Below are 20,749 nucleotides of genomic sequence, written 5' to 3' on the forward strand. Positions count from 1 at the left end.
CATTATTCGTGTCTAATTGACGGTAAATGGATAAGATATAGTCAGAATTTGTTAATTAATAGGTGTGACAGCGTCCGCGAATCTTCTATCTTAGCGCTTACAATGACAACCAATAAGGTAATCAATTTCTAAATTATGACAGAAGAAGTTAAAAGTTCAGCTAACATACCCGAAAGCAAGCCGGATATGTTATTGTTTTATGCGTGCGTCATTTCTTTGGTGGCCACTTCTTTTGGGTTTGTATTGCGGGCTTTCGTTCTTAACGACTGGGGGGCCGAGTTTCAATTGACCCAAACGCAGCTTGGTGAAATCGCGGGAGTCGGCTTATGGCCGTTCGCGATCAGCATTGTGCTGTTCAGCCTAATTGTCGATAAGGTTGGGTACAAAACATCAATGGTCTTTGCTTTTCTTTTCCATATCGCTTCGGCATTAGTCACCATTTTTGCTGGGGGTTATTGGATGTTATATATTGGCACTTTTATGATGGCGATCGGTAATGGCATTGTCGAAGCTGTGGTCAACCCGGTGGTCGCCACCATGTTTCCCAGGCAAAAGACGAAGTGGTTGGCCATCTTGCATGCGGGGTGGCCGGGCGGATTGGTCTTGGGCGGGCTTATGGCCCTGGCATGGGGGCCGGAAACCGCTTGGGAATTTAAGATAGCGCTAATACTTATCCCAACGCTGTTGTACGGCGGCATGATGATTACCCGGAGGTTTGCTGCCAATGAACGGGTCCAGGCAGGTGTATCCTATGTCGAGATGCTGAAAGAATTGGGGGGTGTCGGCGCGTTGCTGATCACGGCATTGATTGTTTTCCAGCTGGGTCAGGTGTTTGGCTGGAGCGCTTGGGTAAGCGTTGTGGTTACGTTGTTGATTTCCGCCGGTTTCGGCTTATATGTAAAAAGTTGGGGACGGCCGCTGTTCATTGTGCTATTGTTGGTGATGGTGCCTTTGGCCATTACAGAGTTAGGTACCGATAGTTGGATCAGCAGTTTAATGGAGTCTGAAATGGAGAAGCTGGGGCTGCAAGGCGGCTGGGTACTGGTGTATACGTCGGCCATTATGCTGGTGCTTCGATTATTCGCTGGCTCCATTATCCATCGGATGTCGCCTTTAGGGTTACTGGCGCTCAGTTCGTTCATTGCGGCGGTCGGACTATATTACCTTTCGTTTTCCGTGGGGTCGGCCATTTTGATTGCGGCAACCATCTATGCGTTTGGCAAATCTTACCTGTGGCCGCTGATGCTCGGTGTGGTGTCTGAGCAGTTTCCCAAGGGCGGTGCCTTGACATTGAACGTGATTGCCGGTCTCGGTATGATCAGCGCTGGTGTAATCGGCGCAGGGGTGCTTGGTTTCCTTCAGGATAAGCGTGCCGATGGCAACATCGCCCAGTATGATGCCACACATAACACATCGTTGTATGATACGTATCTCACCGAGGAGAGAACGAGCCTATTCGGCGAGTACCGGGCGCTTGATTTCGGTAAATTTTCGGCCGCACCGCCGGAGGATAAGGAAACCATCGTAGCCATTCAGGAAGAGTCAAAAAAAGTAGCGCTACGGGATATCGTGGTATTTCCGGTCATCATGCTGGTTTCTTATTTACTGCTGATGTTGTATTTCAGGCGTAAAGGGGGGTATAAAGTGAAGCTTTTGAATACCCAATCAGACACATAGTCTATATTAATTTTCATTATGGCATTAAATGTTAAGCTAGGGGTGAGCACCTGGTTATGGACATCTCCATTCCGGACGGAAGAAGCGGGTGCTTTGTTTGAAAAGATTGCCAAATTGGGATACCATTCGGTGGAAATCGCAGTGGAAGACCCGAATTTGGTTGATACACAGCGGTTGAAGTCAGTGCTGTCGGCGAACAACTTGGAGCCGATCATTTGCGGCGCGTTCGGCCCGACGAGGGATCTCACGAGCGATGACATCAACCTGCAGCGCACCGGAATGGTTTACATCGAAGAGTGCCTGCGGATCGGCGAAGCGCTTAGCTCGCGCTTTGTTGCAGGCCCAATGTATTCGGCGGTAGGAAAGGCCCGGATGGTGCCGCCGGAGCAACGGGCCATTGAGTGGGAACGGGCGGTACGGAATCTCCGTACGGTTTGCGAACGGGCTGCCGATAGGGGGCTGGAGATTGCGCTGGAGCCGCTGAACCGCTTCGAGTCAGATCTAATCAACAATGCGGATGATGTGCTTCGTCTCATCGACGACATCGGCCATCCTGCTGCAAAGATATGCTTAGACATGTTCCACATGAACATTGAAGAGCCCGATCCGGAAACGGCTATCCGTAAAGCCGGAGAGCGGCTTATCCACATGCAAGTGTCGGAAAACTATCGGGGCACTCCTGGCACGGGGAATGCCAATTGGGATGCATATTACCGAGGCTTGGCTGCTATAGGGTATGCCAATACGGTATCAGTAGAGAGCTTTACACCGGAAAACAAGGAGTTGGCCGGAGCCGTATGCATCTGGCGCAACCTTGCGGAAGATCAGGACACGTTTGCACGCGATGGGCATGCATTTTTGAATGAATGGATAAAGGGTGCTGAGGGAACACCTCCGTCTGTATCCGCTTAAAACGAACCGCGCGAATAAAGTAAAATAATGAATATGAGCAAGAAACCTATCAACGTAGCGATCATTGGCTTGGGCTTTGGAGCAGAATTTATTCCAATTTACCAGCGTCACCCAGACGCCCATATGTATGCCATTTGCCAACGGAATGAAGAGAGCCTTAACAGAATCGGTGACGCTTTCGGTATCGAAAAGCGCTACCGGGACTATGATGAGCTGTTGAGCGACAAGGATGTCGATGCGGTACATATTAATACGCCGATACCCAACCATGCCGAACAGTCGCTGAAGGCACTGAGGGCTGGCAAGCACGTGGCCTGTACCGTGCCGATGGCTACAACGGTCGAGGAATGCCGGCAATTGGTCGAAGCCGTGGAAGATACCGGCCTGACCTACATGATGATGGAAACCGTGGTGTATGCGCGCGAATTCCTTTTCATGAAAGAGCTGTATGAAAAGGGTGAATTAGGTAAAATCCAGTTTCTCAAAGCAAGCCATCAACAGGATATGGACGGTTGGCCCGATTACTGGCCGGGTTTGCCCCCTATGCACTACGCTACGCATTGCGTCGGACCGGTATTGGGACTTACCAGAAACGAAGCAGAGTACGTGTCTTGCTTCGGATCTGGAACGATCCGGGAGGAGCTGCACCACCATTATAACTCGCCGTTTGCGGTAGAAACCGCGCACATCAAATTCAGGAATTCCGACTTAAGTGCACATGTATACCGGTCGCTATTCGACACCGCCCGGCAATACCGGGAAAGCTTCGAGGTATACGGCGCTAAGAAAGCGGTGGAATGGCCGCTGATAGAGGGCGAACCGCTGGTGGTTCATACGGCTAAAAGACCCGAGCCGGAGATTCCGGAAAAGGTGCACTGCCCGGACTACGCACATCTCTTGCCTGAGCCGATACGGCATTTCACCACCGGCGGTGTATATGACGAGTCGGACAACCAGCATCTTTCTTTCGTACAGGGCGCCGGACATGGCGGATCACATCCGCACCTGGTACATGAGTTCGTCAGTGCCTTGGTGGAGGGGCGGCAGCCATTTCCTAACGTTCGTCAATCGGCTAATATCACCTGTGTGGGCATTCTGGCCCATGAGTCTGCGCTGAAAGGCGGTGAAATTATCCGTTTGCCCGAATTTACACTGCAAGGCTAATGGAAAGCATCACCAGCATCAGTTATGTTGATTTGGCTGGTGATGATTTTTTGTTTATATAAATAAATGTCAATTGAACGATATAATGAATAAGTTAACTAGAATCCTGCTGTTGGCGTTGGTTCCCTTGTTTTTTTTTAGCTGCGGTGGACAAAGAAATCGGGACGATGGGCCCAGGAGGCTGGAACTGTTCTTCCTTGGCCATGCCAGCAAGCACCACGATTCCGAACTATTGGCCGATATACTGGCGCAGGAATATTTTTCTGAGGGGATCAACATCACTTATTCGGTCGATCCGGATGACCTCACCAGAAGTGATCTTCATCGGTATGACGGCCTTATCGTGTATGCCAACCACGATTCAATCAGCCCTGCTCAGGAGCGGGCGCTGCTTGACTACGTGGCTTCCGGTAAGGGCTTCATCCCGCTCCACTCCGCGTCATTCTGCTTCCGCAATTCGCCGGAAGTGGTCGCCCTGATCGGGGGGCAGTTCAAAAGCCACGGCGGTGGCGCATTTTCGGCAGAAATCGTAAAGCCGGACCATCCGGCGGTGGCTGGTGTCGAACCGTTTGAGACCGAATGGGATGAAACATATGTGCACGATAACATAGCCGATGATATCGTGGTATTGATGGAACGGGTAGACAGTACCCACCGTGAGCCGTACACCTGGGTGAAGGAATATGGCGAAGGGCGGGTGTTTTATACCGCCTTTGGCCACGATGAGCGCACGTTCCGCAATCCGGGATTCCTGCAGCTGGTGAAGAGCGGTATTCTCTGGGCGGTGGGTGAGCAAGCCGTGAAAAAGATGAAGGACTATGCGATTGCGCAGCCAGTGTACGAAGATGCGCGGATGCCCAACTACGAGCGGCGCGATCCGCCGCCCCGCTATCAGCTTCCGCTGAGTGCTGAAGAGTCCCAGACGCTCATTCAGGTACCTGTCGGTTTCCGGCTGGAACTGTTTGCGAGCGAACCCGATATCAGAAAGCCGATTGCAATGGACTGGGATGAAAAGGGTAGGTTGTGGGTCATAGAGACTGTAGATTATCCCAATACTGTTCGCGATAACAAAAGCGAGGGCGACGACAGGATCACGATCCTCGAAGATACCGACGGCGACGGAAAGGCCGATAAGTTTACGGTATTTGCCGAGGGGCTGAACATCCCGACGGCGTTTACGTTTGCCAACGGGGGAGTCATCGTGGCGCAAGCCCCTCATTTCTTATTCCTGAAGGATACGGATGGCGACGGTAAAGCCGATGTGCGCGAGGTACTGATCGATGGGTGGGGCACCTACGATACCCACGCCGGACCATCCAACCTGCGGTACGGCATGGACAATAAGATCTGGGGCACGGTAGGCTATTCGGGTTTTGAGGGTACCATCGGCGGGCAGCCGTTTAAGTTCGGTGCTGGCGTCTATCGGTTCGATACTGGCGCGAAGCATTTTGAGTTTCTGGGTACTACCAGCAATAATACCTGGGGGCTCGGCTTTTCGGAGGATTTCGATGTCTTTATCTCTACGGCCAACAATGAGCACAGCGACTTCTTTGCTATCCCGGCCCACTACTACGAACGGGTAGGGCTCATGGAGCGGGGCATTGAAAAGATTGACGCCCATTACAATATGCACGTGCTGACCAAGGAACTGCGGCAGGTTGATGTGCACGGTGGCTTCACGGCAGCGGCAGGCCATAGCCTATATACGGCGCGGGCGTTTCCACAAGAGTATTGGAACCGGGTGGCTTTCATCTGTGAACCTACCGGCAGACTGGTGCATCGGCATTTCTTGGAACAAGTGGGGGCGGGATTCCGGGAAAAGGGTGATGGCTGGAACATGATCGCCAGCTCCGACAATTGGTTCGGCCCGGTAGAAGCGAAGGTTGGCCCGGACGGTTCGCTTTGGGTGCTCGATTGGTACAACTTCATCATCCAGCACAATCCCACACCTGAAGGGTTTGAAAACGGGGTGGGTAACGCGTATATCGATCCATTACGCGATAATACCAGAGGGCGGATTTATCGTATGGTGCACGAAGATGCGAAGCCTTCAAAATCATATAAGCTGAACCCTAAACGTCCGGGTACCTTGGTCGACGCTTTGGAAAGCGACAACCAGTTCTGGCGCCTCACTGCGCAGCGGCTGCTGGTAGAATCGGGTGATAAGGATGTAGCTGGCAAATTGCATGCGCTGATACGGGATAGATCGGTAGACGAAATCAACGTGAACGGCGGAGCGATACACGCCATATGGACGCTCCACGGCCTCGGCCTGTTGGACGGCTCTGACGAAAAGAGTCTCCAAATAGTTGTCGATGCGCTGAAGCACCCCGCACCAGGGGTACGACGCGCAGCTATCCAGGTGCTTCCAGTTGATAAGGCAGGGGTAGTCGATCACCTGATCGCTTCGGGTGTTACCCGTGATACCGATTTGCGTGTCCGGCTAGCCGCATTCTTAGCCTTATCGGATGCATCGCCTTCAGCAGAAATCGGCAAGGCGATCTTTGAATCGGTTCAGCAGCCCGACAACGTAGCGGACAAATGGGTCTCTCATGCACTACTGATTGCGGGCGCCGTACACCGCCAGGCTTTCATGGGTGAATATCACCAACAGTTTGGGCATCCAGACCTTTCTAATACAGACGGCTCACTCGCCGAGCGTATCGTTGCCGGCAAACGGATGACCGTCCTTCCGCTTAGTACAGAAAGGGGTGGTACGATAGGCGGGCGGCAGGTGCCCGACTTCGCCAATCAGGAAATCAGTTTTGTGGCTGAGGTGCGGCCTCCTGAAATGCGCCGCATCCTGGTTGAGGGTGTCCTCGTATCCCATGGCGACAACAAGGATGGTTATGCCGTATACCTGAAAGACGGCCGGGTACATTTTCAGGTAAACCAGAAAGGGAGGAAAGCCATTATCCATAGCGGTGAACCGTTACCTACGGAATTTACCGTCAAAGCATCCCTGCTTTCCGGCGGGAAGATGACATTATCCATCGATGGGAAACAGGTGGCGGAAAGCAAGACGGCCGGCCTGTTTGCCGAAGTGCCGGGCGGGTTTATCCGTATCGGGCACAACAGACAGCGCCGTTGGGGTGATTCGACACCGCCCATTCCCAATGTCGGCGACTACGCCGATGACTTTCATTTCACCGGACAGTTGGAGAATGCACGGCTTGTTATGGTAAATACGCAAGAGTCTGCGGATGAAACGGTAGTGACCGCTGATGAATCCATCACCATCAAGGCGGTCATCGGCGAGATGAAGTACGATGTTACCAATTTTGTGGCCAAAGCGGGGCAGACGCTGAAAATTGTCTTTGAAAATCCGGATCACATGCAGCACAATCTGCTGGTTCTTAAGCCCGGCACGTTGGAAAAGGTTGGACAGGCTGCTGATGAACTGGCCAAACAGCCCAATGGCGTAGAGATGCAATACATCCCCAATACGCCGGATGTTCTGTTCAGTACGCCGCTTGTCGACCCCGAGCATCGTTACGAGCTGACGTTTACGGTGCCTTCCACGCCAGGCGATTATCCGTACGTGTGTACGTTTCCGGGACACTGGCGGATTATGCATGGCGTGATGAAGGTGACGAGGTAGCGCACGACTTAACAAGCAACAAGCTTGGACTGGCCCGGCGATGTGTAAGACACGTGCCGGGCCGGTTCATTTTAGCGGCGGAGCCATAGGGTTTCCCCAGAGCTGCCTAACGGGATTTCATACTGCCCCTGGTCATTTTTGTGGTATCCAGCCAGCGTGTACCTGCTATCTTCCCCCGTTTCCTCCAGACGTAGATAAGTCATAGGCGTATGGCCATTGTCCGGAGCAAGGGTGACGCGAACCTCACCGGTTTTATCGTGGTAGGCGACGTCGGTTATCCGCCCGACATCCAGGGTGATCCAAAGGCCGGCGGGGGCGATGAATACACGGGACTGTCCGGCGGTGGTCACCTTCGTGGTGATCCAATTGTTCTTCTGTTTCAGCACGCCGCTGAACGCCAGCCAACCGAACTCAGCATGTTTGGTGATGTATGTGCCCGAGTTTACGGCGTAGCCGTAAAAACCGCAGCCGTAGTCGCCCGCATAGCCATCGATGGCCAGCGTGGACGGATAGGAATGAAACGCCGCTGGGCCGAAGCCATCTGCTGTGATGTTGGCCAGCGCGCCCATGACCCCGGCGTGACCTACGCGGAGCAGGTAAAAATCATCGGGGTTGTCCCGGTAATGCGTAAGCACGGGAATGGAGTTAAGGGCAGACCCATAGTGGTGCAGCTGCCGTTCGATGCGGGAAAGTTTGCCACCGTAGACGAAATCCCAATACCTGCGGGCGCTCCCATTGTAACCCCAATGCGGCACAGTGGGCATATACGCCAGGATTGCGTTTAGCGTCACCAGCGCTTTCTCGTCAAATCCGAAGTAGCGCGACCACAGGTATACTTCCTCCTGCCCCGTTGAATCCCAAGGCATTTCACTGCCAAAGGGGTAATTCAACGAACGCCAATGGTCTGCCCGTTTGCGCATGGCCGCTTCGAGTTGGTCGGCCATATCGGTATATCCTTCGTTTTTCAGGTCATTGAGCACCAGCAGGAAAACGGAGCCCTCCATCTGACCGAACTGGGCATAATGCGGGGCGTGTTCGACCATGGCCATCGCAGTGTGGTAAGCGCGCTCGAGGGACGTTTGCCAGCGTGTTTCTGTAACAAGGCCAACATAATGACGCGCAAGCCGGTACATCACCCAATGGGCAGCTGTCACATGCGGATAGTTGTAGGATCGCCCAGGGCTGTCGGCTTCTTTTTTCTTCCACGCCGCCCAGCCGCTGTAGTTGATGGTGTCGCTGTAGGTGCCTGGGGGCATGGAATCCGGTTCGTAATAAAACAAACTCTTTTTTACACCGTATTGCAGCGGCCCCTCGTTGTATTGGATGCCTCCCCATAGTGTTTCGTTGACAAATCGTTTCAGCTTTTCCACTTCAGTACCATCGGGCAGCAACACCTGCTTCATCACTGCGGCCAGCCAGCTACCAGCCCCGGCCTCATCACTTAAACCTGCGAACCACGCACGCGACTCTTGAGTCAGGTGTTTCTTTGCTTCATAATCGTAGTTGATGACCGACGGCGAGCGGCCGAAAGGGTCGTTGTCGTCTTCATACCATTGCGCCGTGGTGAGGAAACGGCCAAGATCGGTCACTGCATCCCGCTCGGGTTTGATGACCTTATAGTTTACGGTTTGCCTGGCACCATCGGCATAGGTGATGGTAAGTCGCGCTCGGCCCCATTGCTCGCCGGCGATTTCATAGGTGTGCCATTGGTTTGTCGTTTGCTTCCCTTTTTTAATGGACAGCGCGTTTGCCGGATGTGATTCGATGGATTTCACCTTGCTGTGGTAACGGAGGAAGAGTTTGGCAGGAGCATCCTGTGGCACCACATAGCCCGGTATACCCACCGCCACCGGGCGCCGTTGGCGGGCGAGTTCGTCTTCGATCTGCCGGACGTCCGGCGCCATGACAAACCGCAGGGCATAGCTTTTCGTTTCGCCGGGCTGAAGGATGGACGAAGTAGGCTCGTTCCATTGCGTTACGCCACTCCATTCTGCCGTTGCATGGGCCTTACTGTGGATCATCCACTCGTGAAATCCTTCGAATACAATACTCCGCGGTGTGGGGTCGTCATTTAGGGGATTATAAGCCTCAAAGGGCGCGTTCTCATGGGGCAACACCAACAACACCGGTCCGTTTCCGTGAAGCCGGTTTACCTGGAGGTAGCCAGCGTCCATTCCGAGATACGGATCGAAAAAGACATTGTCGGCATGCGCCTCATCCAAGCTCTTATCCTGCAAGATGTTATTAAAAACCATCGGGATGCCCAGGGAACCGATTTCTATGGCGGAGTTTGTCGTGTTGGTTAGCTCGAAGCGGAGCACCAGCATCCCGTCAACCGATTGCCAGAAACGTTTCACGGCAAGCGGAACATCCGAAGGCAATGTCGGCGTCAGGTCTGAGGCAGCAAACGTATCGCCCGTTGCCGGCAAAGGAATCACAGGCGCACGTTTGGTGGCCGTAGCGTAAGACTGCCACGGCATCTGCGCGCCGGTCCTCACCCGCATATTGATATCGCCAAGGTGATACAAACCATCCTTTGCACGCGCTTCGAGCCGTTCGGCAGGAGTGTAGTCAAAAGCAGTATCGGTAAGGGGAATCAGACCTGCAGCTGTTTGGGACGCCTTGACGAGCTTAAGCTTGAAAGGCGGGGCGGCGAATTCGACGGTGCCATCCTCCAGCCCTAGTGTAGACGGACGCTGGGCGATGCGTTCCCAAGGAGATTGTGCTTGTACGGACAACACACAAAGTGCCATTGTGCTGTATGTCAGTGAATACCGATAGAACGACAGCGAGTATTGAAACAATAAGGTCAGCATAGTATCAAACGTTCAAAAGAACAAATGTAAAAAAGACAGCATTAATCCGATCGTTCGATATTACCTATTTATATTCAGATTTTGATGGATTATGTACCGCACAAAAAAAAGCCCTTGCACGGCTACGGTGCAAGGGGAAGCAACAGGGTTAGGTGATCTATCGATTTGAAAAGACTTCCGCCAAGACAGTATGCAGCCGCTCGTCGCGCAAGTTTGACGCCACAATTTTACCTTCGGGGTCGATGAGGTAATTCTGTGGCACACCGCGCACACCGTAAAGCACGGCGACGGCATTGCTCCACCCATTGAGATCAGAGACATTTACCCAAGGCAAACCGTCTTTTTCGATAGCTGCGAGCCAGGCATCGCGGCCGCTTTTGCTATCAAGCGATATGCCCAGCACTTCCAAGCCTTTGTCTTTATAAGCTTGGTATGCCTTTACAAGATTCGGGTTTTCAGCACGGCAGGGCGCACACCAGCTGGCCCAGAAGTCGATAAGCACGTAGCGGCCTCGGTAGTCTGACAGGTGGACTGGGTTGCCGTTGACGTCTGGCTGTGTGAAGTCTGGCGCGATGTTACCTATCTGGATGGTTTTTTCGGCAATGATTCGGGCTGTAAGTGCCTTGGCAGTAGTGAGGCTGCGGACTTCTTCCGAGAGGCTCGCCAGTACCGGCTCAATCTCGCTTAGCGGATGGGTATTGGCCACGTCGCGCAGCGCTTCGGCGGAAAAGATGGAGTTTGGGTTGTTTTTCGCAAACTCGAGTTCTTTCTGCCGACGGGTTTCCAAAATGCCATCAACTTTTTCCCGCAGTGCGGTCATCTTTTCATTGTATTGCGGGTCGTCTTGCGGAATGGAGGCCGCGGTTTTACTCGCATTGTCCATAATGGCTATAAAACATCCCCCGACTTCATCGAGGAAGGTGGTGTATTCGTCGTGCAGCGGGGAGCCGGTGATTGCTGAGTTGTGTAGTGAGTCGGTGACGGCGATATGGTAATCTTCGTTCCCGATATAAAAATACAGGCGGTCACCGATGTTCTGGGTCATGTATTTGCCCTTATTTTCGTGGTCCAGTATCATTCGCGCAAAATTGGGCTCGGCTACTTCACCTTCGAAGGCAAAGCTGCCATCTTTGACGATGGTCGAGTCGCTGTGTTCGCCGGCTGCACCTTGGTAGTCGAAATATACTTTGCTGCCATCTTTAGCGGCTGGTGCCCTGCCGATAATTTTGAATCCCTCTTGGGCCTGGACTATGGTACTGCCAACCGCGAATGCGGCCAGTAGGACAGATAATTTCTTGTTCTTCATTTTTTGCTTTTTTTCTATTCCTTTAATTATTCGCTTAAAAATTTCTAAATGCGACGTCCACTGGATACCCCGGGATACCATCGATCTGTCCGGTTAGGTCGCCGAAGCGTCCCGTCTGTATGGCGAGGAAGTACAAACTTGATCCCGAACCAACGACAAGGGTGTTCTGACCGTTGTGAAATTTCATCATGGTGATCGGTGTATCGAAACTGGTTTCCAGCTCGCGTATATCTTCATTTAATGGGTTATACCGATAGACTTTATTGCCTGACGCGATATAAATAACCCCATTCTGGGCGGCCAGTAATTTGGTATTTTCCCCGAATAGGTTTTGGCGCACGAACAGCCGGTTATGGCCGGGCGTAAAGGTGAATGGCCCATTGAAGTTAACGGTAAACGCCAACTCGCGGATGGTGCCATCGGCTCCCCTAACATAGGCATAGGTTTCGGTGTTATTGGACTGCACGATATCCACCAAATCCATGCCGACGTTGGTTGGGTCAAAGATGCCGGTGTTTGTGACGGTATATTGGGTGCCGAAATAGGTGGGAACACCATATAAATTGAACCGCAAAAACTGCCGTTTGATACGGTCGAAAGCGATGAAGCTGTATTGGCCATTCACGTTGGCCATGACGAATTTTGGTGCCAGGTTATAGTCTCCATCTGCATACGAGCCGAACATGCCATAGGTGGCCGCCTGATCCCAAGTGTGGGTGGTACCGCCGTAAAACCTGCCGTTGATCACTCCCATCATGACGCCCTGGGGATGCTGGACCATGTGCCCAACCTCGATGGTCGGCGGGGGCAAAAAGAAGTTTGTGGCAAGGGTATTTGGATAGACAGGATCTTCCTGCATGGTCGTCACATTCAGTCGGACACCACCGTTTTGCGTGATGATCCAATAACCGAGCGGTGTCCCGCCTGTGGTCTGGTTTGTCATGTATAACAGGTGTCTTGGATTGGCTGGAAGTTGTTTGCCGTTGATGGCTTCATATAGGCGTGACTGTACGGTACTGTCCGGTTTGATAAAGGATAACTGGGTGACCCCGTTCTCTACACTAAGTACCGTCATGCCACTGACAAATTCGGTAACGCCCTGGATATAGAAACGGTGGAAATACCGCATTCCGTTCGCTTTGTTGTGGATAGTCAAAAGGGCATGATAGCGGTTTGCTTGTAGTCCGAATACCATGCGTAGCGAAGGGCCGACCTGTTCGATGCTCGAATCAGCTTCGGGCACCCCAATACGCCATTCCAATTCGATATCGGCGTCTGCCGGAGCGATAATTTCGGGTTCGATAATCAAGCTATCGCCCACAATGGCTCCGTAGGTTTCCAATAGGTTGGTGACTTCCGGTGCTACAGGCATATTAATGTCGTAGTTGCCCTTGTCTTTATAACAGCTGACCGATAGGATGGACAATATGCTAAGTGCTATTACAAATTTTTTCATGATTATCTTACCTCCTGTCCGTTTTCGTCAATAAAGTAATGCCTCCCCGCAGCGGCGCTGTAACGCAAAAGTATGGTGCGGCTGGGGTTGTCCCGGTGGTAAAAATGATAGTTTGGATTTGTCCCTTCAGTGAGCGGTTCGAGTACATATCCTTTTTCAGGATTGTCAGCGACCCAACTGAATGGATTGTTTAACATCCGGGTGAGTAGATTTGCAAAGTACGTGTTGCGCGGCGCATCCAACCCCTCTGTGGTCATTTCGGTTTGCTCGGTGACCAGGATGAAAAGTTGATGTTTGACACGTGAGTACGCGCCCAGCCACATGCTCCACCAGTATGGTTGTTCCAAACGAGCCGAAAAGACAACCCGTGCCCGGATAATCCGAGGGTTTTCGACGCCGAAGTCATCAGATGCCTGAAGTTTTATGATCAGTGAAACGGACTGATCTTCCAAATCTGCGGCGTTATAGAGGACCAGTGGCAAAAATGCATTTCCGGAGTCAGCCGGGACCGGATATTGGTCTTTTAAGGGCTCGTAGTGCTCACCTGCAATCGCTGTTGAGGAATCCTGTTCTATATAGGCGCGGAAGTGACGAACGCGCCCTTCGCGGAAGCCGGAAACGCGTGTAAGAAGATTGACCGTATCCTGTGCTTTAGTCATGTCGTAAGCAAAGGTGTAGGTGACACTATCCGGGATCGTCTTTAAATAGTTTGTGTCAAGGTCAAAATAAACATTAGCGGAATGCTGAAACGTTTGTAATTCTGCTTGATTACAACTGCTGCAGAGCACAGTGACGCCAACCAATAGATATAACGCCTGTATTGTCAATTTGTAATGCATGATCTTAAAAAAATTAACGTTCGCCATAAATAATTTCGTCGTCTGGTAGTGGAAGGACAAAAATCAGATTGCTCGGCGCTATGACCACTCCCTGTAGGTTTCGGAACGGACGGTTGAGCCGTTTATGGGTATAAAACAACTGTCCTTCAGCAAAGAGTTCTTTGCGGTATTCTTTCACGAGTTCTTCTTCAAATTCCACGGCGTTGGCAACAGACAACGGTTGGTCGATGCCCCGATTCCGACGTACAGCGTCTATGTATTGGGTCGCCAACTCGGGATTAGACTCATAGGTGCACTCCGCGGCGATATAGTATAGTTCGCTTAATCGTAGTGCTGGAGCCATCAGGTAGTGCCTATTAGCATTATTTTCATTACTAAGTGGGTTCCTGCGGTATTTGTGGATCTCTGAGATATACACGTTGTTTACGCCGACCGTGCTAAGCCATTGCCGGTAGCGGAGGTCGGTACTGCCGGCACCGGAGGTCTCGTAAATGGTTTGTGCGGCTTCTTGGAGAAGGTGCATGCCGGCAGTTCCTGTGCGGAACCAGTTCGTGTTCAGATCGTGATTTTTGCGAGGGATGTACCATGCAAAAACGAGCTCTGTATAAAGGATGCGGTCTCTTTTGTCTTCATCCACAGCCAAAAAATCACTACTTGCCGTGAAGGGAAACTTGTTAGATAACATGACTTCCATTGCGTTTTCATACGCGTTAAGTTTGTCCTGTTTATAAAGATACGCACGGGCAAGCGTACCGCACACCGCGTAATAGTTCATACGGTGCCGTCGGTTTTGAAGGAACAGGTCATGGTTGGTTAGTTCAGGCCCCGGTGTGCCATTAGCATTCAACGGGTATGCCGCGATGTAGCTGGATGCCCGTATGGGCTCGTCAACCAGCAAGGCCTTGGCCGCTTGCAAATCTCGGATTGCCGAATCCAAAACGGCTGAAACGGAAGACATCGCGGTAGGCATGTTGCTGTATGATGTCACATATGGAATGGCGTTGGCGTTGGGGCTGACCGCAAAAGCCGGTGCAAATAGCCGAAGGGCATCGAAATGTAAGTAGGCCCGCAGGGCTAAGGTTTCGCCTTTGATCAAAGCATAGTAGCCGGGGGCAAAAATCCGCTCTTGTTCATCGATATGTTCCAAGATCAGGTTGCAGTTGGCTATGGCATGATACAAGCCTCTCCAGATGCCATCCTTGCGACGGATGAAATCGCCGTTGTCATATTGGAAATTGCGTGTCTGCATGTAGCGGAGTGGATCGTTTGCCGATATGTTGTAGTTCTGGATCAAGACCTCGGGCGTACCTACGGTCAACTCTCTGCCATATAGGGCGTTATCCGTACAGCGCGTGTAGACGCCCAGTAACGCTTCTTGGAAACCTTCTTGGGAGGAAAACAGCAAGTGACGGTCTACCTCCGTCTCAGGTCGGACATCCAGCCACTGCCTGCATGAGGTCAGGGTTAATAGCAAAACTGCAAATGGTATAATCGTTTTTTTCATCGTTTTCAACATAAATTGAACTTAAAATCCGGCTTGAAGGGAAAACATTACTGTTCGGGCAAACGGATAGTTTATACCACGCTCTTGCTGTACCGATGACCAGTAGAACAGGTCGTTGGCGGTGACCGCGACCCGGAGGCGCGACATGGACAACCGGGACGCCACACGCGGGTCTACATCGTAAGATAGGAATAACGATTGTAACGACAACATGTTGTCCGGCATGACAAACCGGGACGACACCCTTGTCTCACCAAGATCAGCAATATTTTTGAAGAACGTGACATCACCGGGCTGCTGCCATTTTTTTTCAAGTACCCGACGATCCACATTGTATCTGGGGTCGGCATTTTCCACGCGATCCACAAGCGTTTGGTTGTATTGGTCGCCCCCGAAGCGTGTCAGGAAAAAAGAAACCAAGGTGAACTGCTTAAAGCGAATGGTGGTACCGAAAGAACCTTCGGCGATAGGGGTGGGATCTCCGACAACGGTGATATCACGTGCATCCCAATCATACGTCAATGAGCCATCACGTTTGATGAAGATTTCTTTTCCGTTTTCCGGATCGATACCCAGGGAGGGCACAGCATAAATGGCGTGCAAGGCTTGCCCTTCTTCGTAGCGTAATAACGGCACGCCCCGTAAGTCTTCCTGCCCACGCTCCGGATCCCGTTGCTGTGCGTCATTGACGCGGTCGTTATAGCTCTTCAACGAATTGGAAATCCGGACGATTTTATTGGTGTTGTGGGCGAAGTTGCCCGTAAAAGTAACTGTCCAGTCGGCATTTCGGACCGCTGTAAAAGTAGCGTTTAACTCTGCTCCTCGGTTTTCCATATCGCCAAGGTTTTCCTTGTAGTCTACGAAGCCGGTGGATGGAGCGATACTAATATCCGTCAGGATGTCACGGGTAAGACGGTGGTAGAGCCTTGACGTAATCAGGATCCGGTCAGAAAGAAGGCCCAGGTCAAATCCAACGTCGGTGTTCTGCGTTTGTTGCCATGCCAGGTTTTCGTTTCCGTAACGGGAGACGATAGCACCTAAACCGGAAGAGTACCAATTGTTTTGTTGGTAATTGTAGGTCGTTCGCGACATAAAAGGAGAAAACTCAACCGACCCGGTTAGTCCGGTGGTGGAACGTAAGCGTAAAAGGCTGACGACATTATTGGAAAACCAGGGTTCGTCATGTACGTTCCATCCGATACCGACAGACCAAAAGGGTGCAATACGGTTGTTGGTGCCAAAACGAGACGAACCGTCAGCGCGGACCGTGGCATCGAGCAGATATCGGTTACGGAAGGAATAGTTGGTGCTTGCCAGTACGCCAAAAAGACGGGCTACGTCGAGCCGGCTACGGGGCGACTCATTTTCAACGTATCCCCGAGCAAAGCCGATACTGGTGAAGCGGTCATTGGGGAAACCTATAGCGGTAAAAGAGCGCCAATCTGACCGGTCCGTGCGCATATTCGCCGCGGTGACAAAGTTGACGCTGTGATCGTTGATCTGTTTGATCCAGTTTAGCCGAACGTTGCCATCCCAGAAGGTTTCATCCGTGTTGCTGCTGACGTATCGCCCCTTTTCATTGGCACGGGAAGGCTCATACACAAAAAATTCATTGGCCAATGGGGAGACATAATCATCACCATAGCTCATACGCCGGGTCATGCTAAGCTGGCCACGCAAACGGAGGTTGGGAGCTAGCTCAAATTCCCCGGCGAAGTTATTGATAATTTCGGTATAGCGATTTCGGTTGAAGCTACTCAGGGTAGCGTTGAACAACGGATTCATCAGGGTGTCGTATTCATAAGCACCCGACGCAATCCGTCGTTGTAGCAGCTCCGGATTTTGGATGATGTTGCCATTGTCATCCGTCATCCGGTAGTAGGGATTCATCCGCACATACTGGGAAAAATAGCCGTAAGGCGATTCCTGCGATCCCATAGCGGTGACGGCCAATTCGTTTTGGAAACGGATTTTGTTGTTCAGGTCGTAGCGGAAGTTCATGTTTCCGGAATATTGGTTCCGGTGCGAGCCCTTCATCACACCTGGCCGGGTCTGGTAGCGCAGGTCAATACCATACCGGAACGCCTGGGACCCACCCTCGGCAAAGAGGCCGTGCCGCTGGCCAACGGCGGTCCGTAACGGCTGGGACAGCCAATAGGTATTCACCCCACCGACCACACTGGCCATTTTCTGATAGTAACGTACGTCCAATTCATCTTGCGGTATGTTTTGTGTTTCGTTGTCGTACACACCGGCTAACCGCTCGTATTCCAGTTTTTCGGCAGCGTTTAATACATTGTACTCCGTCAGATCTGGCCCGGTGACGTACGTCTCGTGGGTATATGAAAGCTGGAGCTTACCATCTTTGGGAGCCTTCGTCGTAATGACCATGACGCCATTGGCAGCGCGGGAGCCATAAACGGCCGTAGCAGCGGCGTCCTTTAGCAGCGTAACCGACTCGATGCGCATCATGTCCAGGTCAAATACCTTTTGTATATCCACTTGATAACCGTCTAGGATAAATACCGGGAGGTTGCTGGCTCCAGTAATATTGTCCCGGCGGAGGACGTCGCCGTCCGTTCCAACAGGAAGTGCTGAAGAACCTCTCACGGTGATATTAGGAAGCATGTTTGGATTTGAGCCATTGAGGTTATTGTCCATTAATCGGAAAGAGGGATCAAACACCTGCATGGCTTGGAAGACGTTTTGCGGAGCGACCTGTCGGAGTTCCTCTCCGCTTTTGGTGACTGCCGTGCCAGTATACGTGTCGCGGTTGATGACTTGATAGCCGGTAACCACTACCTCATCCATTTGGCTGGCTTCTTCTTCCAGCACGATGGTATACGCGGTCTTGCCGGCAACGAGCGTAACGGTTTGCGGCTGATAGCCAATGTAGCTGATGACAAGTTTGTTGTCTATGGGTAATTCGGTGATGACAAACCTGCCCTCGTCATCGGCCACCACACCGGGCCTGCCTTTCAGGGCGATGGTAGCGCCGGCAAGTGGGACCTGCCTGTCGTTGACCGTGCCCAAGACAACGCCCCGGATGGGCTGCTGCCGGGCCGGCGTGGCTTCCTGCGGCTTGGCAGCAATGTCCTTACGCTCTAGCATGATCGTTTTCTCCACTATGCGGTAGCTTAAGTTTTGTGAATGGAGCAGCAGGTCAAGAAAATTTGTCAGCGGCATGTTTTTTACATCCATGCTTACCGGTGTGGCCTGCTCAAGCATAGCTATGTTGCCCACGAATTCGTAATCAGTTTGGTTCTTAATTTCTTGCAGCACGTACAGCAGCGGCTGATTTTTCCCGCGATACGTAATGGTTTGCGCATAACTTGCTACGCTTACCTGAAGAAACGCGGTCAGATGCAATACTATGAGAAGTTTCATCGCTCTGAGATAGTCGTTTTTATTCATTAAGTTTGTACGGTTTGGATAGTCACATTATTTATTCACACGGATGAGCGTTGTCGTCCGAACTGTTTTACGGGAAGGTGCTGAGACCACCTTCCTGTTTATTTCTTGGTATTGGGTAAAATTGTTATTTCCGCTAGCCCTCCTTTCTGTTTTGTTGTTTTGTAGATGATAAGATAAGTGTCCGGTCGGCTTCCAATCGGTATGCTATCCCGTTGGTTTCAAGCAGGTTCATTACGGTGGACAGCTTGTTGTTGCGGTGAATGCCTCCGAAAAAACGGATGTCGGGCACTTCGCCTTCATATTTAACGTTAATGTCATACCACCTTGCCAGTTCACGCATCACTTGGTGAAGGCTTTTGCCATCAAGGCTGAACCGCCCATTTAGCCAGGCTACCGCAGCACTGGTATCTACATCATTGACTTCAATGTGCCCGTTTTGGGTGATGGATTGCTGGCCAGGAGATAGTATAACGTATCGGGTATTGGGTGTTGCGGATGGCGTCTTGCGCATGGTGGCTACCTGCGGATCGGCCTTTACCCGCACCCGTCCTTCTATCAATGTGGTCTTGGTTTCCTGTTCATCTTCGTATGCAGCGATATTGAATTGGGTGCCGAGTACTTCTACCTCCTGGCTTTTGGTCATTACCTTAAATGGAATTTTGGTCACCTGTTCACTTACCTCGAAGTAGGCTTCGCCTTCCAGCATTACCACCCGTTCATCACCATCAAACTGCGAGGGATAGTTCAGCGTAGAAGCGGAATTGAGCCATACTTTCGTGCCGTCCGGTAAGGTAACCTGATAGGTGCCCCCCTTTGGCGTAGCGAGCGAAAGCGGACGTGAGCCTTTTCCTCTTCCCTTATTGTCCTGTGCACCCAACACGGAAGTTCCATCAAGGTATGTAATTCCGTCCCCAACGATGATTCCCGCCTGTGCCTCGCTCAGATCGACTGTCCGCCCGTTGGCCAGGGTAAGCATGGCTTTATTGCGCCCAGGCTGAATATCCAGTTGCGTTACCTGCTGCTCATTGCTGCCACGGCGGCTATCTATGACGAAGTAGCCAACCAGCGCGCAAGCCATGAAGATGGCAGCCACACGAAGCCAAACGGGTAAGCGCGTACGACGAGTGGCGGGAAGCATGCGGTTGAAGATTATGGTAGCACGCTTAGCGGGGAAATCAGCCTGCTCGGTGAGAGGCACCTCGCTCCACGTCGCTTGCATAAGCGATTTGATCGAGGCTTCATGCATTGGATCTGCCAGCAACTGCTGCCACTCCCGTGCTTCAGCTGGCGAGAGGGTATCCGTCAAGTAGCGATGGTGCAGGTACGCAATGCGATGTTGGTCCATTTGGTGGCGCTTTGTTTAATAAAGACGTAGCGGCGGCAAGAACGGGGCAACGGATTTAAGTTTTTTTTTATTTTGCCGCAAATAGATAAAAAACGATGCACAGTACCGCCAGGTCGGCATGGTTTTGAAGATAAGTGCGAAGAAAGCGCAGGGCCAGCTTCATGTGGCGGTGCACGGTTTGGGGCGAAAGGTTCAGTTGGGCCGCGGCTTCGTCATACTTCAACCCCCGCTGATGGCATAGTTGGTATACGCGCTTCTGTTGCGGGGGGAGTTTTGCGACGCCTTCATCGAGTATGCGGCGGGTTTCGCCCAAAAATATGGTTTCCTCAGTGTTGTTGGTGCGGTCGTCATACCTGGCCGTAAACGTATCGGTATGTCTGGCATACGTTTTCTGTAGGCGAAGCTGATCGAAAGCTTGATTGCGTGAGAGGATGAACAGGTAATGATCCAGGTCTTTAATTGTCGATAGGGATTTGCCGCATTTCCAAAGTTTAAGGAATACTTCTTGTACGATTTCCTCAGCTTGTTCTTTGGATTTTAAATATTTTAAGGCAAAATGATAGACACGTGGAGAATAGTAGTCATAAATTAACCGAAAGGCCGCATGATCTCCATCTGCCGAACGGGCCAATGCTTCTTCTTCGTTGAAATTTACGGTCATTTTATTGGTACTCTCCTTTGGTTGGCCAAAATACGTAAAAAAATTGTTGTTTCC

Annotated in this window: 12 protein-coding genes; 4 read left to right on the forward strand and 8 right to left on the reverse strand. The window is 51.7% G+C overall.

All coding sequences use genetic code 11. From position 1 onward, the window contains the following. Window positions 1-186: 186 nt before the first annotated feature. The 4 genes from ACFOET_RS13355 (at window position 187) to ACFOET_RS13370 (ending at window position 7,354) form a co-directional block, all read left to right on the forward strand. On the forward strand, window positions 187-1,677 hold the full coding sequence (locus tag ACFOET_RS13355; RefSeq protein ID WP_379023452.1) for an MFS transporter: 1,491 nt from the start codon (window positions 187-189) through the stop codon (window positions 1,675-1,677). Window positions 1,678-1,695: 18 nt separating this feature from the next. Continuing rightward, window positions 1,696-2,589 carry a sugar phosphate isomerase/epimerase family protein gene (locus tag ACFOET_RS13360; RefSeq protein ID WP_379023454.1) on the forward strand — a complete coding sequence of 298 codons (894 nt, stop codon included), beginning with the start codon at window positions 1,696-1,698 and terminating at the stop codon, window positions 2,587-2,589. Window positions 2,590-2,622: 33 nt separating this feature from the next. Next, window positions 2,623-3,753: a Gfo/Idh/MocA family protein gene (locus ACFOET_RS13365; RefSeq protein ID WP_379023456.1), complete on the forward strand. Its 1,131-nt coding sequence runs from the start codon at window positions 2,623-2,625 to the stop codon at window positions 3,751-3,753. Between the two features lie 85 nt (window positions 3,754-3,838). Further along, the gene (locus ACFOET_RS13370; RefSeq protein WP_379023458.1) at window positions 3,839-7,354 is read left to right on the forward strand and encodes a PVC-type heme-binding CxxCH protein; all 3,516 of its coding nucleotides are present in this window, start codon (window positions 3,839-3,841) and stop codon (window positions 7,352-7,354) included. Window positions 7,355-7,425: 71 nt separating this feature from the next. Here the strand turns inward: ACFOET_RS13370 and ACFOET_RS13375 are convergent, their stop codons facing one another. From ACFOET_RS13375 to ACFOET_RS13410, 8 genes are all read right to left on the reverse strand, one after another. Further along, window positions 7,426-10,170 carry a DUF5695 domain-containing protein gene (locus ACFOET_RS13375; protein WP_379023460.1) on the reverse strand — a complete coding sequence of 915 codons (2,745 nt, stop codon included), beginning with the start codon at window positions 10,168-10,170 and terminating at the stop codon, window positions 7,426-7,428. A gap of 157 nt (window positions 10,171-10,327) precedes the next feature. Then, window positions 10,328-11,476: a redoxin domain-containing protein gene (locus ACFOET_RS13380; RefSeq protein ID WP_379023462.1), complete on the reverse strand. Its 1,149-nt coding sequence runs from the start codon at window positions 11,474-11,476 to the stop codon at window positions 10,328-10,330. A gap of 34 nt (window positions 11,477-11,510) precedes the next feature. Beyond that, complete coding sequence (locus ACFOET_RS13385) at window positions 11,511-12,932, reverse strand: PKD-like family lipoprotein (RefSeq protein WP_379023464.1); 1,422 nt, start codon at window positions 12,930-12,932, stop codon at window positions 11,511-11,513. Window positions 12,933-12,934: 2 nt separating this feature from the next. Beyond that, entirely contained in the window at window positions 12,935-13,771 is an 837-nt protein-coding gene (locus tag ACFOET_RS13390; RefSeq protein ID WP_379023466.1) for a DUF4843 domain-containing protein, read from the reverse strand. Between the two features lie 13 nt (window positions 13,772-13,784). Next, window positions 13,785-15,275 carry a RagB/SusD family nutrient uptake outer membrane protein gene (locus ACFOET_RS13395; RefSeq protein ID WP_379023468.1) on the reverse strand — a complete coding sequence of 497 codons (1,491 nt, stop codon included), beginning with the start codon at window positions 15,273-15,275 and terminating at the stop codon, window positions 13,785-13,787. A 21-nt stretch (window positions 15,276-15,296) separates the two neighbouring features. Next, window positions 15,297-18,662, reverse strand: coding sequence for a SusC/RagA family TonB-linked outer membrane protein (locus ACFOET_RS13400; protein ID WP_379023470.1), 3,366 nt, complete (start codon window positions 18,660-18,662; stop codon window positions 15,297-15,299). A gap of 160 nt (window positions 18,663-18,822) precedes the next feature. Further along, window positions 18,823-20,034 (reverse strand): FecR family protein, encoded by a 1,212-nt coding sequence (locus ACFOET_RS13405; RefSeq protein ID WP_379023472.1) that lies wholly within the window; start codon window positions 20,032-20,034, stop codon window positions 18,823-18,825. 67 nt (window positions 20,035-20,101) lie between these two features. Further along, window positions 20,102-20,695, reverse strand: a complete 594-nt coding sequence (locus ACFOET_RS13410; protein WP_379023474.1) for an RNA polymerase sigma-70 factor — start codon at window positions 20,693-20,695, stop codon at window positions 20,102-20,104. Window positions 20,696-20,749: the final 54 nt, after the last annotated feature.

The organism is Parapedobacter deserti (genome assembly GCF_042646065.1).
In the GTDB taxonomy this organism is placed as follows: domain Bacteria; phylum Bacteroidota; class Bacteroidia; order Sphingobacteriales; family Sphingobacteriaceae; genus Parapedobacter; species Parapedobacter deserti.

Excerpts from the sequence above, each read along its gene's own strand:
- ACFOET_RS13380 (WP_379023462.1), bottom strand. The coding sequence starts at position 11,476 with ATGAAGAACAAGAAATTATCTGTCCTACTGGCCGCATTCGCGGTTGGC.
- ACFOET_RS13360 (WP_379023454.1), top strand. The coding sequence starts at position 1,696 with ATGGCATTAAATGTTAAGCTAGGGGTGAGCACCTGGTTATGGACATCT.
- ACFOET_RS13400 (WP_379023470.1), bottom strand. The coding sequence starts at position 18,662 with ATGAAACTTCTCATAGTATTGCATCTGACCGCGTTTCTTCAGGTAAGC.
- ACFOET_RS13390 (WP_379023466.1), bottom strand. The coding sequence starts at position 13,771 with ATGCATTACAAATTGACAATACAGGCGTTATATCTATTGGTTGGCGTC.
- ACFOET_RS13395 (WP_379023468.1), bottom strand. The coding sequence starts at position 15,275 with ATGAAAAAAACGATTATACCATTTGCAGTTTTGCTATTAACCCTGACC.
- ACFOET_RS13365 (WP_379023456.1), top strand. The coding sequence starts at position 2,623 with ATGAGCAAGAAACCTATCAACGTAGCGATCATTGGCTTGGGCTTTGGA.
- ACFOET_RS13375 (WP_379023460.1), bottom strand. The coding sequence starts at position 10,170 with ATGCTGACCTTATTGTTTCAATACTCGCTGTCGTTCTATCGGTATTCA.
- ACFOET_RS13410 (WP_379023474.1), bottom strand. The coding sequence starts at position 20,695 with ATGACCGTAAATTTCAACGAAGAAGAAGCATTGGCCCGTTCGGCAGAT.
- ACFOET_RS13405 (WP_379023472.1), bottom strand. The coding sequence starts at position 20,034 with ATGGACCAACATCGCATTGCGTACCTGCACCATCGCTACTTGACGGAT.
- ACFOET_RS13370 (WP_379023458.1), top strand. The coding sequence starts at position 3,839 with ATGAATAAGTTAACTAGAATCCTGCTGTTGGCGTTGGTTCCCTTGTTT.
- ACFOET_RS13385 (WP_379023464.1), bottom strand. The coding sequence starts at position 12,932 with ATGAAAAAATTTGTAATAGCACTTAGCATATTGTCCATCCTATCGGTC.
- ACFOET_RS13355 (WP_379023452.1), top strand. The coding sequence starts at position 187 with ATGTTATTGTTTTATGCGTGCGTCATTTCTTTGGTGGCCACTTCTTTT.